We start from the raw sequence: 12,599 nt of genomic DNA on the forward strand, positions 1-12,599 counted from the left end.
GGAACCGCACCGGCCGGTCCGACGTCGGCCTGCCGGGGGGGCTCCTGCGCGGTCTGTCCGACACGGGCCCCGTCTGGGATGCTGAAGGCCGGACTGGACGGGGGCGGACGGTGTTCACGGAACCCATGGCGCGAGCCGTTGTGGAACCAGCGGTACTCGAGCTGGTGCGGCGGTACCCCCGCGGCAGGTCGTTCTCCACCACGGTCGCGCTCGGCGGGGACGACTTCAGCATGTGCGCCCACGTACGGGCGCGGTGGGCGGCACCCGGGCAGGTCGAGATCGCGCTGGCCTGCTGGGTCGTCAACAAGGACACCGCGCGCTATCTGGGTGGCAGCCCGCCGGCCGCGGAGGAGTCGCGCCTGCCGCCGGAAGGCACGGCGCGGTGGGACGAGGAACTGACCGGCCGGGTGATCGGCCACCTCGCGACACGTATGAACGCACTGACCGCCGCCGTGCCGACCGGCGACGACCACCTCACCGTCACCGTGCCCCTCGTCCTGACGTAGTCCGGTGACCGGAGCGGGACCGGCCGACGGTCCGGCCGGCGGTCCGGCGAGCGGGCCCGCCCGTCAGAAGAAGCCGAGGGCCGAGGCTCCGCCGACCCCGCCCAGCAGCATGAAGACCGGCATGAGGACCTTGAGCTCCACCCAGCTGCCGGCGCGGAAGCGCATCATCTTCGGCGGGCCGATCGGGTACCAGCGCTTGCCCGCGATGGGCAGGGGCCACAGGATCGGGCAGCCCGAGACGGTCAGGGCGTCGCCGATGTCGTGGACCAGGGCGCCGAGCACGATCGGGATGCCGAGCCACAGGTATTCCTGGCCGGGGGCGGTGAAGAGCCAGTCGGAGCCGTTGCCGGGCTGGTCGAGCACGCCGGCCAGTATCCAGGCGCTGGTCGCGCCGAGGAGCCAGACCAGCACGTCGCTGGACATGCGGGCGGCCCGCCACAGCAGGCCCTCGACGGCGAGGACCAGGTGGACGAAGAGGAGGGCGAGGACGCCCCACCGGTCCGTGGTGACGGCGATCGCGGAGGAGCCTGCGCCGATCAGGACGGCCCAGACCCAGGTGTGGGTCAGGGTGCGGTGACCTCCGGTGCGGCGGGCATCGCGCGGGGACCGGGTGGCTTTGTAGACCCCGTAGGAGATCTTGTCGACCACCTCGCACAGGACCCGGGAGAGCGGGCCGAAGGCGCGGGAGATCGTCGCCGACTTGTGGTCCAGGTCGGGAGCCAGGGCCGCTCCGGCGCAGATGAGCGCGCCGACGACGAGGACGGGCCAGGGCATCGGGTGTCCGGCGGCCGCAGCCGCGGCGCCCACCCCCAGCCAGGCCGCTGCCCCGGACAGTGAGTGCGCCGGACCCATCATGGTCGTTCCCCGCCCCGGTGGTGTGCTGGTAGGGCCCTGTTGACGGTGTCGTTCGGGCCGCGTCGACGGCACAGCGTACCGTCGATGATCTTCCTTCTGTCCTCCGGTTCCCTGATCCGGGGGGAAGCCAGGCAAGATGGGGGGTGTGACCCTCATTGATCAGCTCCCGCCGAACGCCGACCCCGACGCCCTCTTCGAGGCTTTCTCCTCGTGGGCGGAGGACCAGGGCATCACCCTGTACCCGGCTCAGGAGGAGGCGCTGATGGAGGTGGTCACCGGCGCGAACGTGGTCCTGTCCACCCCGACCGGCTCCGGCAAGAGCCTGGTGGCGGCGGGCGCGCACTTCACGGCCCTGGCCCAGGACAAGGTCACCTTCTACACCGCGCCGATCAAGGCGCTGGTCTCGGAGAAGTTCTTCGACCTGTGCAAGCTCTTCGGCACCGAGAACGTCGGCATGCTGACCGGCGACGCCTCCGTGAACTCGGACGCGCCGGTGATCTGCTGCACCGCCGAGGTGCTGGCCTCGATCGCCCTGCGCGACGGCAAGTACGCCGACATCGGCCAGGTCGTGATGGACGAGTTCCACTTCTATGCCGAGCCGGACCGCGGCTGGGCCTGGCAGATCCCGATCCTGGAGCTGCCGCAGGCTCAGTTCATCCTGATGTCCGCGACGCTCGGCGACATGAAGCGGTTCGAGGAGGACCTGACCCGGCGCACCGGCCGGCCCACCTCGGTGGTGCGCTCCGCGACCCGGCCCGTCCCGCTGTCCTACGAGTACGTCACGACGCCCATCACCGACACCATCACCGAGCTGCTGGAGACCCGGCAGGCGCCGGTCTACATCGTGCACTTCACCCAGGCCCAGGCGGTCGAGCGGGCGCAGTCGCTGATGAGCATCAACATGTGCACCCGCGAGGAGAAGGACAAGATCGCCGAGCTGATCGGCAACTTCCGCTTCACCACCAAGTTCGGCCAGAACCTCTCCCGTTACGTCCGCCACGGCATCGGCGTGCACCACGCGGGCATGCTGCCCAAGTACCGCCGCCTGGTGGAGAAGCTGGCCCAGGCCGGTCTGCTGAAGGTCATCTGCGGCACCGACACCCTCGGCGTCGGCGTCAACGTCCCGATCCGCACCGTGCTGTTCACGGCGCTGACCAAGTACGACGGCACCCGGGTCCGCACGCTGCGCGCCCGCGAGTTCCACCAGATCGCCGGCCGCGCCGGCCGGGCCGGCTTCGACACCGCCGGTTACGTGGTGGCCCAGGCGCCCGAGCACGTCATCGAGAACGAGAAGGCCCTCGCCAAGGCGGGCGACGACCCGAAGAAGCGCCGCAAGGTGGTCCGCAAGAAGGCCCCCGAGGGCTTCGTGGCCTGGTCGGACATCACCTTCGAGAAGCTCATCGCCGCCGACCCAGAGGCCCTGACCTCGCGCTTCAAGGTCACCAACATCATGCTCCTGTCGGTCATCGCCCGGCCCGGCGACGCCTTCAAGGCGATGCGTCACCTGCTGGAGGACAACCACGAGCCGCGCAAGGCCCAGCTGCGCCACATCCGCCGGGCCATCGCCATCTACCGCTCGCTGCTGGACGGCGGTGTCGTCGAGAAGCTCGACACCCCGGACGCCGAGGGCCGCACGATCCGGCTGACCGTCGACCTCCAGCAGGACTTCGCGCTGAACCAGCCGCTGTCCACCTTCGCGCTGGCCTCCTTCGACCTGCTGGACCCGGAGTCCCCTTCCTACGCGCTGGACATGGTCTCGGTGGTGGAGTCCACGCTGGACGACCCGCGCCAGATCCTCGCCGCCCAGCAGAACAAGGAACGCGGCACGGCCGTGGGCGCGATGAAGGCCGACGGGGTCGAGTACGAGGAGCGGATGGAGCGGCTCCAGGAGATCACCTATCCGAAGCCCCTCGAAGAGCTGCTCCTGCACGCCTACGACGTGTACAGCAAGAGCCACCCGTGGGTCCGCGACCACCCGGTCTCGCCGAAGTCGATCATCCGCGACATGTACGAGCGTGCGATGACCTTCACCGAGTTCACCTCGCACTACGAGCTGGCGCGCACCGAGGGCATCGTGCTGCGCTACCTGGCGAGCGCCTTCAAGGCGCTGGACCACACCATCCCCGACGACCTCAAGTCCGAGGACCTCCAGGACCTGATCGAGTGGCTCGGCGAGCTGGTCCGCCAGGTCGACTCCAGCCTGCTCGACGAGTGGGAGCAGCTGGCGAACCCGGAGGTGGAGACGGCGGAGCAGGCCCAGGAGAAGGCCGACCAGGTCAAGCCGGTCACCGCGAACTCCCGCGCCTTCCGCGTCCTGGTCCGCAACGCCATGTTCCGCCGGGTGGAGCTGGCCGCCCTGGACCACGTCAACGTGCTGGGCGAGCTCGACGGCGACTCCGGCTGGGACGCCGACGCCTGGGGCGAGGCCATGGACGGCTACTGGGACGAGTACGACGACCTGGGCACGGGACCCGACGCGCGCGGCCCCAAGCTGCTGCAGATCGAGGAGGACCCGGCGCACGGCCTGTGGCGCGTCCGGCAGACCTTCGCCGACCCCAACGGGGACCATGGCTGGGGCATCAGCGCCGAGGTGGACCTCGCCGCCTCCGACGAGGAGGGCCGGGCGGTCCTGCGCGTCACCTCGGTCGGCGAACTCGGCCAGCTCTGACCCTCCTCCGGCTCCGCCCGGGCGGGCACCCGCCCCGCCACCGACCCCCGACCCGCAACCGGCCGGCGCCCTCACGGCGGCCCGGCCCGACAGTGGAGATCCTCCGATGACGAACCCCGCCGAGAGGCTGGTCGATCTGCTCGACCTGGAGCAGATCGAGGTCAACATCTTCCGGGGCGCCAGCCCCCAGGAGTCCCTCCAGCGCGTCTTCGGCGGCCAGGTCGCCGGCCAGGCGCTGGTGGCGGCAGGCCGCACCACGGAGGGCGACCGGCCCGTCCACTCCCTCCACTCGTACTTCCTGCGCCCCGGGATTCCCGGAGTGCCGATCGTGTACCAGGTGGAGCGGGTGCGCGACGGGCGCTCCTTCACCACCCGCCGGGTCACCGCGGTCCAGCAGGGCAAGACCATCTTCAACCTGACCGCCTCCTTCCATCAGCCGGAGGAGGGCAGCATCGAGCACCAGCTGCCTCCCCGCCTCGACTTCCCGCACCCGGACACGCTCCCGAAGGTCGTGGACGAGATCCGCGAGCACCTGGGCACGCTGCCGGAGGCGCTGGAGCGCATGGCCCGCCGCCAGCCCTTCGACATCCGCTACGTGGACCGGCTCCGCTGGACCCCCGAGGAGCTCAAGGACGCCGATCCGCGCAGCGCGGTGTGGATGCGCGCCGTCGGCCCGCTGGGGGACGACCCGCTCGTGCACACCTGCGCCCTCACCTACGCCAGTGACATGACCCTCCTCGACGCCGTGCGCATCCCCGTGGAGCCCCTGTGGGGCATGCGCGGTTTCGACATGGCCTCCCTCGACCACGCCATGTGGTTCCACCGGCCGTTCCGGGCGGACGAGTGGTTCCTGTACGACCAGGAGTCACCCATCGCGCACGGCGGCCGGGGCCTGGCCCGCGGCCGCATCTACGACCTCGAGGGCAAGCTGCTGGTCTCCGTGGTCCAGGAGGGGCTCTTCCGCCCCTACGGCGCCAAGGCGTCCAAGCCGGCCGTGTCCCCGCGGTAGTCCCTCCCCTCCCCGAAGAACTGAGTGCTCGCATGCCCACCCCGGCTCCCGCTCCAGCCGTTCCCTGCCCCTGCGGGCTGCCCGCCGCCTATCCGGAGTGCTGCGGCCGCTTCCACTCCGGCGAGCGGCAGGCGCCCACCGCCGAGCTGCTGATGCGCTCCCGCTTCAGCGCCTTCGCCGTCGGCGACACCGCCTATCTCCTGCGCTCATGGCACCCCTCGACCCGGCCGGGCGTGCTCGACCTGGATCCCGGGCAGCGCTGGGAGCGGCTGGAGATCCTGGCCACCGAGCGCGGCGGGATGTTCGAGACGGAGGGCTCGGTGGAGTTCCGGGCCCACTACCGCGAGGGGCGGCACACCGGATCGCTGCGCGAGCACAGTTCCTTCGCCCGGGAGAACGGGGCCTGGGTCTACGTCGGCCCCCTCTCCCCCGTCGACTTCGACTGACCCCTCGCTCCGGTCAGGGCGAAGTCGAGGCTGGTGCGGTACCACCCGATCTCGTCCGGTGGCCCGGCCCGTAGCAGCCGGGCCGCCACCTCGGCGGCCGGCGGAACCTGTGGGTGCCCGTAGGGCGGGGGCGGTGCGAGCGCCCCGAGCAGGATGCGTTCCGCCGGGTCGGGCACGGTCGCGCGCACGTCGTCCTCGGGGAGCACCGAGGCCAGGACGGCAGCGCGCTCCCAGGGGTCGGCGGTTCGTCTCAGCAACAGTCCGACGTGCCGTTCGCGCCACTTCCGGGGACGCAGGTCGGCCTTGGCCGCCATCAGCTCCCGGTCCGCCCGCGGCGCGCTCCCCGTCAGCATCGCGGGCTCGCGGGCCGCGAAGTCCCGTAGCTCCGCGGTCAGATAGAGCCACACCACCGCCCGGTAACGGTTGATCCGGTATCCCACCGGAATGAGGTGTCCGCAGCGTGCGAGCCGGGTGAACCGGCTCGGGCCGACCCCCAGGACGGTGGCCGCGGCCTCCGCTCCCGCGACCGTCTCCACGCGTCGGCGCAGCGCGTCCGGGAATCCCCCGGCCGACCGGACCCGGTCGAGCTCGGTCCGGGTGTACCGAGCTGTCCCGGCGACCCCCGGGGGCCCGGCCCGTACGAGCCCCAGCTGTACGGCGCGGGCGAACTCGCTGCGGCTCAGCCCCAGTTCTTCGGCGGCACGTCCGCCGCCCAGCAGCCCGGCGACCTCGCCGCACCCCGCCACCGCGGACTCCGCCGTCGCCGCTACCGTCGTCCGAGGCGCCTGAATCGTCTGTGCCATCGCGCTCTCCCCACCAGAGTGATTACCGTGTGTGAAGAACGTAACTCAGAGCGACGGCATCCCGCAGGGCCTGTGGACAAGCCGGCTCAGCCGCCGGTGATCCGCCGCTCCGCGACACCGAGGTGCTCCCCCACCCGGTTCACCAGCAGCGTCATCTCGTACGCCACGTGCCCGATATCGGCCTCGGAGGCGCTCAGCACGCACAGGCAGCTGCCCGCACCCGCCGCCATGACGAACAGGACCCCGTCGTCGTACTCGACCATCGTCTGGCGGACCTCACCCGCCCGGAAGTGCCGCCCCGAGCCCTTCGCCAGGCTCTGCAGCCCCGCCGCCACGGCCGCCAGGTGCTCCGCGTCCTCCCGTGCCAGCCCCGCGCTCGCGCCCGTCACCAGGCCGTCGTTGGAGAGCACCACCGCGTGCCGCACCTGCTGCACCCGCCGCGTCAAGTCATCCAGCAGCCAGTCCAGCTGCTTGTCCAGCGCCATATACAGTCCCTCCCCCTCGACGCGGCCGGACCGGCCGCGCCCCACCCCGCATGCTCGTGCCGCCAGCCTTCCCCACCAGGGGCTTTCCGGCAAGGAGGATGGGCCCATGGTGAAGAAGATGACTCAAGAGGAATGGCGGGAGTTCGTCTCCCACTCCACCCGCACCGGAAAACTGTCCACCGTACGTGAGGACGGAAGCCCCCACATCGCTCCCATCTGGTTCGTTCTCGACGGCGACTCCTTCGTGTTCAACACCGGGAAGGACACCGTCAAGGGGCGCAATCTGGCCCGCGACGGCCGCGTCGCCCTCTGCGTGGACGACGACCGGCCGCCCTTCTCCTACGTCGTCCTCCAGGGCCGGGCGGAGATCAGCGAGGACCTGGACGCGATGCTCCCCTGGTCGACCCGGATCGGTGCCCGCTACATGGGAGCCGAGCACGGCGAGGCCTTCGGCCGCCGCAACGCCGTCCCCGGCGAACTCCTCGTGCGCGTGCGCATCGACAAGGTGATCTCGGCAGCCGGCGTGGCCGACTGACGGCACCCCCGCGTCACCCCGCACCACCCCCGCAGCACCCCCGCAGCACCCCCGCGACACCGCTTCACCGCGGGCCGGTTCACACCGAGTCGGCCCGCGGTTCCACGGACTCCAGCAACCGCGCCGTGTGCACCCGGCCCGCGTACTCCACCAGCCGGATCAGCACTTCCTTCCCCGAGTCCTTGTCCCGCGCGTCGCACAGAACCACCGGCGTCCCCTGATCCAGGTCCAGCGCCCGCGCGACCTCGTTCGAGGCGTACCGACGCGCGTTCGCGAAGCAGTTGACGGCCACCACGAACGGGATCTTGCGGTGCTCGAAGTAGTCCACCGCGGGGAAGCAGTCCTCCAGGCGCCGCGTGTCGGCGAGGACCACCGCGCCCAGCGCGCCCTGGGACAGCTCGTCCCACAGGAACCAGAACCGGTCCTGCCCCGGCGTCCCGAACAGGTAGAGCGACAGCCCCGACCTGATCGTGATCCGCCCGAAGTCCATGGCCACGGTGGTGGTCGTCTTCTGGTCGACCCCTCCCGTGTCGTCGACCAGCTCCCCGGCCTCGCTGAGCAGTTCCTCCGTCCGCAGCGGCCGGATCTCGCTGACCGAGCCGACCAGGGTCGTCTTCCCCACGCCGAAGCCGCCCGCCACGAGTATCTTCAGCGCGAGCGCGGCCAGTTCCTCTCCGCCCTCGGCCGCCGGCGGCGGCCCGTTGTCGTGCAGTCCCATCACAGCGCTCGCAATCCCTCGATGACTTCACGCAGAATCCGCTCGTCCGGCAGCTGTGCGGGCGGCACGGGCCGGCTGACCTTGACGTGCCCGGCCTCCAGCAGGTCCCCGAGCAGTACGCGCACCACGCCCACGGGCAGGTCCGCGTCCGCCGCGAGTTCGGCCACCGACTGGGTCTCGTCCCGGCACAGCCCGAGCAGTGCCCGGTGCTCCGGTCCCAGCAGCGACTCGGCCGCCTCGTCCGTTCCCGCCGGGTCCACGACGACCAGCGCGATGAGGTCGAACCGGACCCCGTGGGGTCCGGGCTTCGTCCGTCCGCCCGTCATCGCGTACGGACGGACGAGCGGGCCCGCGTCGGCGTCGTACCACTGGCCGTTCGTGCTCAAGGCCGCCGCCCTAACCGGCGGCCGGCGGCCGCGCCGCGAACCGGGCCGGGGTGTAGAGGTGCTCGCCGACCCGCTTGACCAGCCGGGCCATCTCGTAGGCGATCAGCCCCATGTCGGCGCCGGCCCCGCTGAGCACGGCCAGGCAGGAGCCGTCTCCGGCGGCCGCCACGAAGAGGTAACCCTCGTCCATCTCCACCATCGTCTGGCGCACGCCCCCGGCGTGGAAGTGCCGGCCCGCGCCCTTGGCCAGGCTGTGGAAGCCGGAGGCCACGGCCGCCAGGTGCTCGGCGTCCTCCCGGCTGAGCGCGCTGGAGGCGCCCACCGCCAGGCCGTCGTTGGACAGGACCACGGCGTGCCGGACCTCGCGCACCCGGACCACGAGGTCGTCCAGGAGCCAGTCGAGTTCGCCCGACCTGCGGACGCCGTCGAGGTCGATCCTCTGATGTTCGATCATCATCGTGCTCCTTCACCTTCGCCAGTACTGCCTGTGCCGCCCGCGCCGCCCGTGGACCCCGGGGCGCCCGCACCGCCCGCACCGCCCGGACCGTCCGCGCCGGCCTCGGCGCTCGCCTGCGTGCCCCGCACCCAGCCCGCCCGGTAGGCCGCCATCCGCTCGCGCGCCTGCTCGGGGCTGCGCCCGGGCGGCCCCGCCGCCCCCCGGACACCGGCGGGAGCCTTGGTTGCGGGGGCCTCGCGCAGCTGCGGGACGAGGCTCGCCTGCCGGACCCGGCGCGGCAGTTCGGTGACCGAGGCGGCCGGGCCCGAGGAGGCCGGGGGGCCTGAGGGGGCCGGGGGGCCTGAGGGGGCCGCCGTGACCGCCGGGGCGGGCGTACGGGGAACCGCCCCCGCGGAGCCGCGCGGCCGCAGCGGGGCCACCGGGGAGGGCCGCGGTTCCTCCCGTACGGGGCTGCGGTCCGGGACCGGGACCCCGCGCGCGTCGTCCCGTACGACGCTGATGGCCTGGGAAGGCTCCCGGAACCGCTCCCGTACCGGCTCGGCGACCGGCTCCGGAGCCGGAGTCGGAACCTGTGCGGCAGTGCGCTCTTCCTCGTGCTGCGGGGCGGCGGCCGTGAGGGCGCCCTGGAGCAGGGAGTTGGGGAGGAGCACCACCGCGGTGGTGCCGCCGTACGGTGACATGCGCAGGTGCACCTTCACACCGTGGCGGGCCGAGAGGCGGCTGACCACGAAGAGCCCGAGCCGGTCACTGTCGAAGAGGTCGAGGGCCTCGGACTGCTCGATGCGCCGGTTGGCCTCCTGGAGGGATTCGCGGCCCATGCCGAGCCCCCGGTCCTCGACCTCCAGGACGTAGCCGGCGCCGACGGGTTCTCCGCTGACCCGGACCTTGGTGTGGGGCGGGGAGAACTGGGTGGCGTTCTCGATGAGTTCCGCCAGCAGATGGGTGAGGTCGGCGACGGCTCCGCCGACCACCGCGGCCTCGGCGAGCTGGCGGACCTCGACGCGCGGGTAGTCCTCGATCTCGGAGACGGCGGCCCGTACCACGTTCGTGAGCGGGATCGGCATCCGCCAGGCGCGCCCGGGAGCCGCTCCCGACAGGATGATCAGGCTTTCCGCGTGCCGCCGCATGCGGGTGGTCAGGTGGTCGAGCCGGAAGAGGTCGCCGAGCTCGTTCGGGTCGTCCGCGCGCCGCTCCATCGAGTCGAGCAGGGTGAGCTGCTTGTGCACCAGGACCTGGCTGCGGCGGGCGAGGTTGACGAAGACCCCGCTCACGCCGCTGGCCAGTTCGGCGCGTTCGACGGCGGCACTGAGCGCGGCCCGGTGGACCGTGTCCAGGGCCTCGCCGACCTGGGCGATCTCGTCGTCGGCGGCCGGGCCCCGCGGGGTCTCGGCGGCCACGTCGATGTCCTGGCCGGCCCGCAACCGGTCCATGGCCCGCGGGAGTTTGCGGTGGGCGATCTCCAGCGCGGTGTTGCGCAGCGAGACCAGCTCGACGACCAGGGCCCGGCCGATGCGGACCGAGATGACGAGCGAGGCGGCCACGGCGGCCAGGCCCAGGAGGACGGCGGCTCCGGCGGGACTCAGCGCGCCCGCGCCGAACGGGTCGGCGCGGTCCTCGGAGGCCGCGCGGGCGGCGTCCCCGATCTCCCGCATCGAGCCGGCGACGGAGGTGTACGCGGCCTCCCAGCCGGCGGGCGGGCCGGCGGTCCCGGCACCGGCCGCGGCGGCCAGCGCCCGGTCCTCGGCCCCGGTGAGATCGGCGTAGGCGGCGCTCTTGGCCACGGACTGCCAGGCGTCCTGCTGTGCGGCGGGCAGGTCCCGGGCGGCGGAGGCGGTCAGGGCCCGTCGGGTCTCGACCGCGCCGGTCAGGCGGCGAAGCGTTTCGGCGGTGCGCGGCCCCGGCGCCGTCAGCAGGGCGTCCTCCCGGGACAGCTGCTCCCCGGCCCGCGCGAATTCCAGCAGGATCCTGGCGTCGACGCCCAGTTCGGCGTCCCGGCCTCCTCCGGTGAGGGCTCCGCCGACCTCCAGCGCCGCGTCGATCACCCGGCTGTACGTCTCGTAGGCCGCTCCCGGGGTTGCCCGGTGCCCGGCGACGTCCTCGCGCACCGGGCCGAGTCCCTCGGCGGCGGCGACGAAGGCGCGCAGCCGGATGACGATGTCGGTGCCGTAGTCGCCGGAGTCGGCCACGGTGTTGCTGTCGCCGAGCCGCAGGGCCCGTAGCGAACCGTCCGTCCGGCGTGCCTGTTCGTCCAGGGCGGCGGCCTGGCCGGGGGCCTGGGCCGCGGCGGCCTGACCTCCGGTGGGATCGGCCAGCAGCCTTACGGCCGTGCGCCGTTCGGCCTGCAACGCGGTGACGGTGGCCTCGATCGGTGCCCGCAGTTCCCGGTCGACGCGCTGGACTCGGGTGAGGCGGGCGATGTCCTGGGCCGCGTCGACGGTCGCGAAGGCCCAGAGGGCGAGCAGCGAGACCACCGGCACCATCAGCAGCGAGACGATCTTCGCCCGGACGGTGGCGGGGCGCAGCCGCAGGCGCGGACCGCGGCCGCCTCCCCCGGTGGCGCCGGGTATCGCCCCGAGCGCGTCGAGGGCCGTGCGGTCGGCCGGCTCCTCGGCGGGCGGACCGGCGTGCGCCCGGCGGCCCGGCCCCTTGCCGCGGCCACCCGCCGGCGCGGGCGCGGGCGGCCGCGACGCCGCTGCTTCCGGTGTGGTGCGGGGTCTGCGCATGGGCTCCTCGTTCCGGGCGGTGCGTACCTACGTGACGGTCGCGGGGGCGGTGGCGTGGCGGCGGTGGCATGGCGCCGGTGGCGTGCGGGGCGGCGGGCATCACCGGCGGCAGGGGGAACGGCCGGGTGGCGGCGGGGCCTCAGCCGGCGGGTGCGGTGGCGGCCCGCTCCCCCAGGCGCAGGTCGGCGGAGGCCATCGCGGAGGCCTCCCGCTCGTCGGCGGTCGGCGAGAGGGCGACGAACGCGGAGGTGATGAAGAGGTAGGAGCCGAGGCCGACGGCGAGCGGGAAGATGAACTGCATGGCGGTGGCGCCCGGCAGGGCCGCGTCCGAGGGGGTGACCTGGACGGCGACCGCGAGCATGCCGGTGTAGTGCATGCTGCTGACGGCGCCGCCCATCACGAGCGAGGCGACGGCCACGGCGACCGGGGACTTGATGTTGAGGGCCGCCCACAGGGCGGCCGTGGCCGCGACGACCGCGATGGCGACGGAGAGTCCGACGGTGAGCGGCGCGTAGGAGACAGAGCCGTGCAGGCGCAGGGCCGCCATGCCGAGGTAGTGCATGCTGGCGACGCCGAGGCCGGTGGTGAGTCCGCCGACGACGAGGGCCCGGCCGCGGTCCTTCCCGTAGCCGACGGCGAAGACTCCGGCGCCCACGACGATCATCGCGACGAGGAGGCTGAGGATGGTCAGCGGCACGTTGTAGCGGATCTCGGTCCCGGTGACGTGGAAGCCGAGCATGGCGACGAAGTGCATCGTCCAGATCCCGGTTCCGATGGCCGAGGCCGCTGTGAGGAGCCAGTTGCGGCGGGAGGCGCCGGTCGTCGCGGCGAGCGCGCGAACGGTGCAGCGCAGGCCGAGGGCGGCGCCGATCGAAGCCATCACGTATGACAGCACGGGGGTAAGCCAGCCGTAGGCGGCGTGGTCCAGGTGTCCCATGGCCACGGAAGCTAGTCCGGGTGAGGGAGCGAACACGGGCAGCATTTCGAAAGCCACTGGAACTGCTGGAA

13 protein-coding genes are annotated in these 12,599 nt (G+C 72.8%); 5 read left to right on the forward strand and 8 right to left on the reverse strand.

Annotation, left to right across the window (positions count from 1 at the left end; translation table 11 throughout):
* The first annotated feature begins 125 nt into the window (after positions 1-125).
* A complete protein-coding gene (locus OG435_RS07135) occupies positions 126-506 on the forward strand; it encodes a hypothetical protein (RefSeq protein WP_266875977.1) in 381 nt (126 codons plus the stop codon).
* Positions 507-569: 63 nt separating this feature from the next.
* On the opposite strand, the gene OG435_RS07140 is transcribed toward OG435_RS07135, so the two are convergent.
* Positions 570-1,361, reverse strand: a complete 792-nt coding sequence (locus OG435_RS07140) for a metal-dependent hydrolase (protein WP_266875978.1) — start codon at positions 1,359-1,361, stop codon at positions 570-572.
* 145 nt (positions 1,362-1,506) lie between these two features.
* Between OG435_RS07140 and OG435_RS07145 the strand changes: the two genes are divergently transcribed.
* The 3 genes from OG435_RS07145 (at position 1,507) to OG435_RS07155 (ending at position 5,484) form a co-directional block, all read left to right on the forward strand.
* Positions 1,507-4,029 (forward strand): DEAD/DEAH box helicase, encoded by a 2,523-nt coding sequence (locus OG435_RS07145; RefSeq protein ID WP_266875979.1) that lies wholly within the window; start codon positions 1,507-1,509, stop codon positions 4,027-4,029.
* Between the two features lie 106 nt (positions 4,030-4,135).
* The gene (locus OG435_RS07150) at positions 4,136-5,038 is read left to right on the forward strand and encodes an acyl-CoA thioesterase (protein ID WP_266875981.1); all 903 of its coding nucleotides are present in this window, start codon (positions 4,136-4,138) and stop codon (positions 5,036-5,038) included.
* A 32-nt stretch (positions 5,039-5,070) separates the two neighbouring features.
* Positions 5,071-5,484, forward strand: coding sequence for a YchJ family protein (locus OG435_RS07155; protein WP_266875983.1), 414 nt, complete (start codon positions 5,071-5,073; stop codon positions 5,482-5,484).
* On the opposite strand, the gene OG435_RS07160 is transcribed toward OG435_RS07155, so the two are convergent.
* Positions 5,448-6,287, reverse strand: a complete 840-nt coding sequence (locus tag OG435_RS07160; RefSeq protein ID WP_266875985.1) for a DUF6397 family protein — start codon at positions 6,285-6,287, stop codon at positions 5,448-5,450. The two genes, OG435_RS07155 and OG435_RS07160, sit on opposite strands and share 37 nt — an antisense overlap.
* An 86-nt stretch (positions 6,288-6,373) precedes the next feature.
* Positions 6,374-6,772 (reverse strand): roadblock/LC7 domain-containing protein, encoded by a 399-nt coding sequence (locus OG435_RS07165; protein WP_243340556.1) that lies wholly within the window; start codon positions 6,770-6,772, stop codon positions 6,374-6,376.
* A 106-nt stretch (positions 6,773-6,878) separates the two neighbouring features.
* Here OG435_RS07165 and OG435_RS07170 point away from each other — a divergent pair, with 106 nt between their 5' ends.
* The gene (locus OG435_RS07170) at positions 6,879-7,307 is read left to right on the forward strand and encodes a PPOX class F420-dependent oxidoreductase (RefSeq protein ID WP_266875986.1); all 429 of its coding nucleotides are present in this window, start codon (positions 6,879-6,881) and stop codon (positions 7,305-7,307) included.
* Positions 7,308-7,386: 79 nt separating this feature from the next.
* Here OG435_RS07170 and OG435_RS07175 read toward each other — a convergent pair whose 3' ends face one another.
* From OG435_RS07175 to OG435_RS07195, 5 genes are all read right to left on the reverse strand, one after another.
* The gene (locus OG435_RS07175) at positions 7,387-8,025 is read right to left on the reverse strand and encodes a GTP-binding protein (protein ID WP_243340554.1); all 639 of its coding nucleotides are present in this window, start codon (positions 8,023-8,025) and stop codon (positions 7,387-7,389) included.
* Complete coding sequence (locus OG435_RS07180) at positions 8,025-8,351, reverse strand: DUF742 domain-containing protein (RefSeq protein ID WP_254381858.1); 327 nt, start codon at positions 8,349-8,351, stop codon at positions 8,025-8,027. The genes OG435_RS07175 and OG435_RS07180 overlap by 1 nt, the downstream gene beginning before the upstream one ends.
* Positions 8,352-8,421: 70 nt before the next feature.
* Complete coding sequence (locus OG435_RS07185) at positions 8,422-8,865, reverse strand: roadblock/LC7 domain-containing protein (RefSeq protein WP_112449851.1); 444 nt, start codon at positions 8,863-8,865, stop codon at positions 8,422-8,424.
* Complete coding sequence (locus OG435_RS07190; protein ID WP_266875988.1) at positions 8,865-11,591, reverse strand: sensor histidine kinase; 2,727 nt, start codon at positions 11,589-11,591, stop codon at positions 8,865-8,867. The genes OG435_RS07185 and OG435_RS07190 overlap by 1 nt, the downstream gene beginning before the upstream one ends.
* A gap of 139 nt (positions 11,592-11,730) precedes the next feature.
* A complete protein-coding gene (locus tag OG435_RS07195; RefSeq protein WP_266875989.1) occupies positions 11,731-12,528 on the reverse strand; it encodes an MHYT domain-containing protein in 798 nt (265 codons plus the stop codon).
* Positions 12,529-12,599: the final 71 nt, after the last annotated feature.

This window comes from Streptomyces sp. NBC_01264 (assembly GCF_026340675.1).
Lineage (GTDB): Bacteria > Actinomycetota > Actinomycetes > Streptomycetales > Streptomycetaceae > Streptomyces.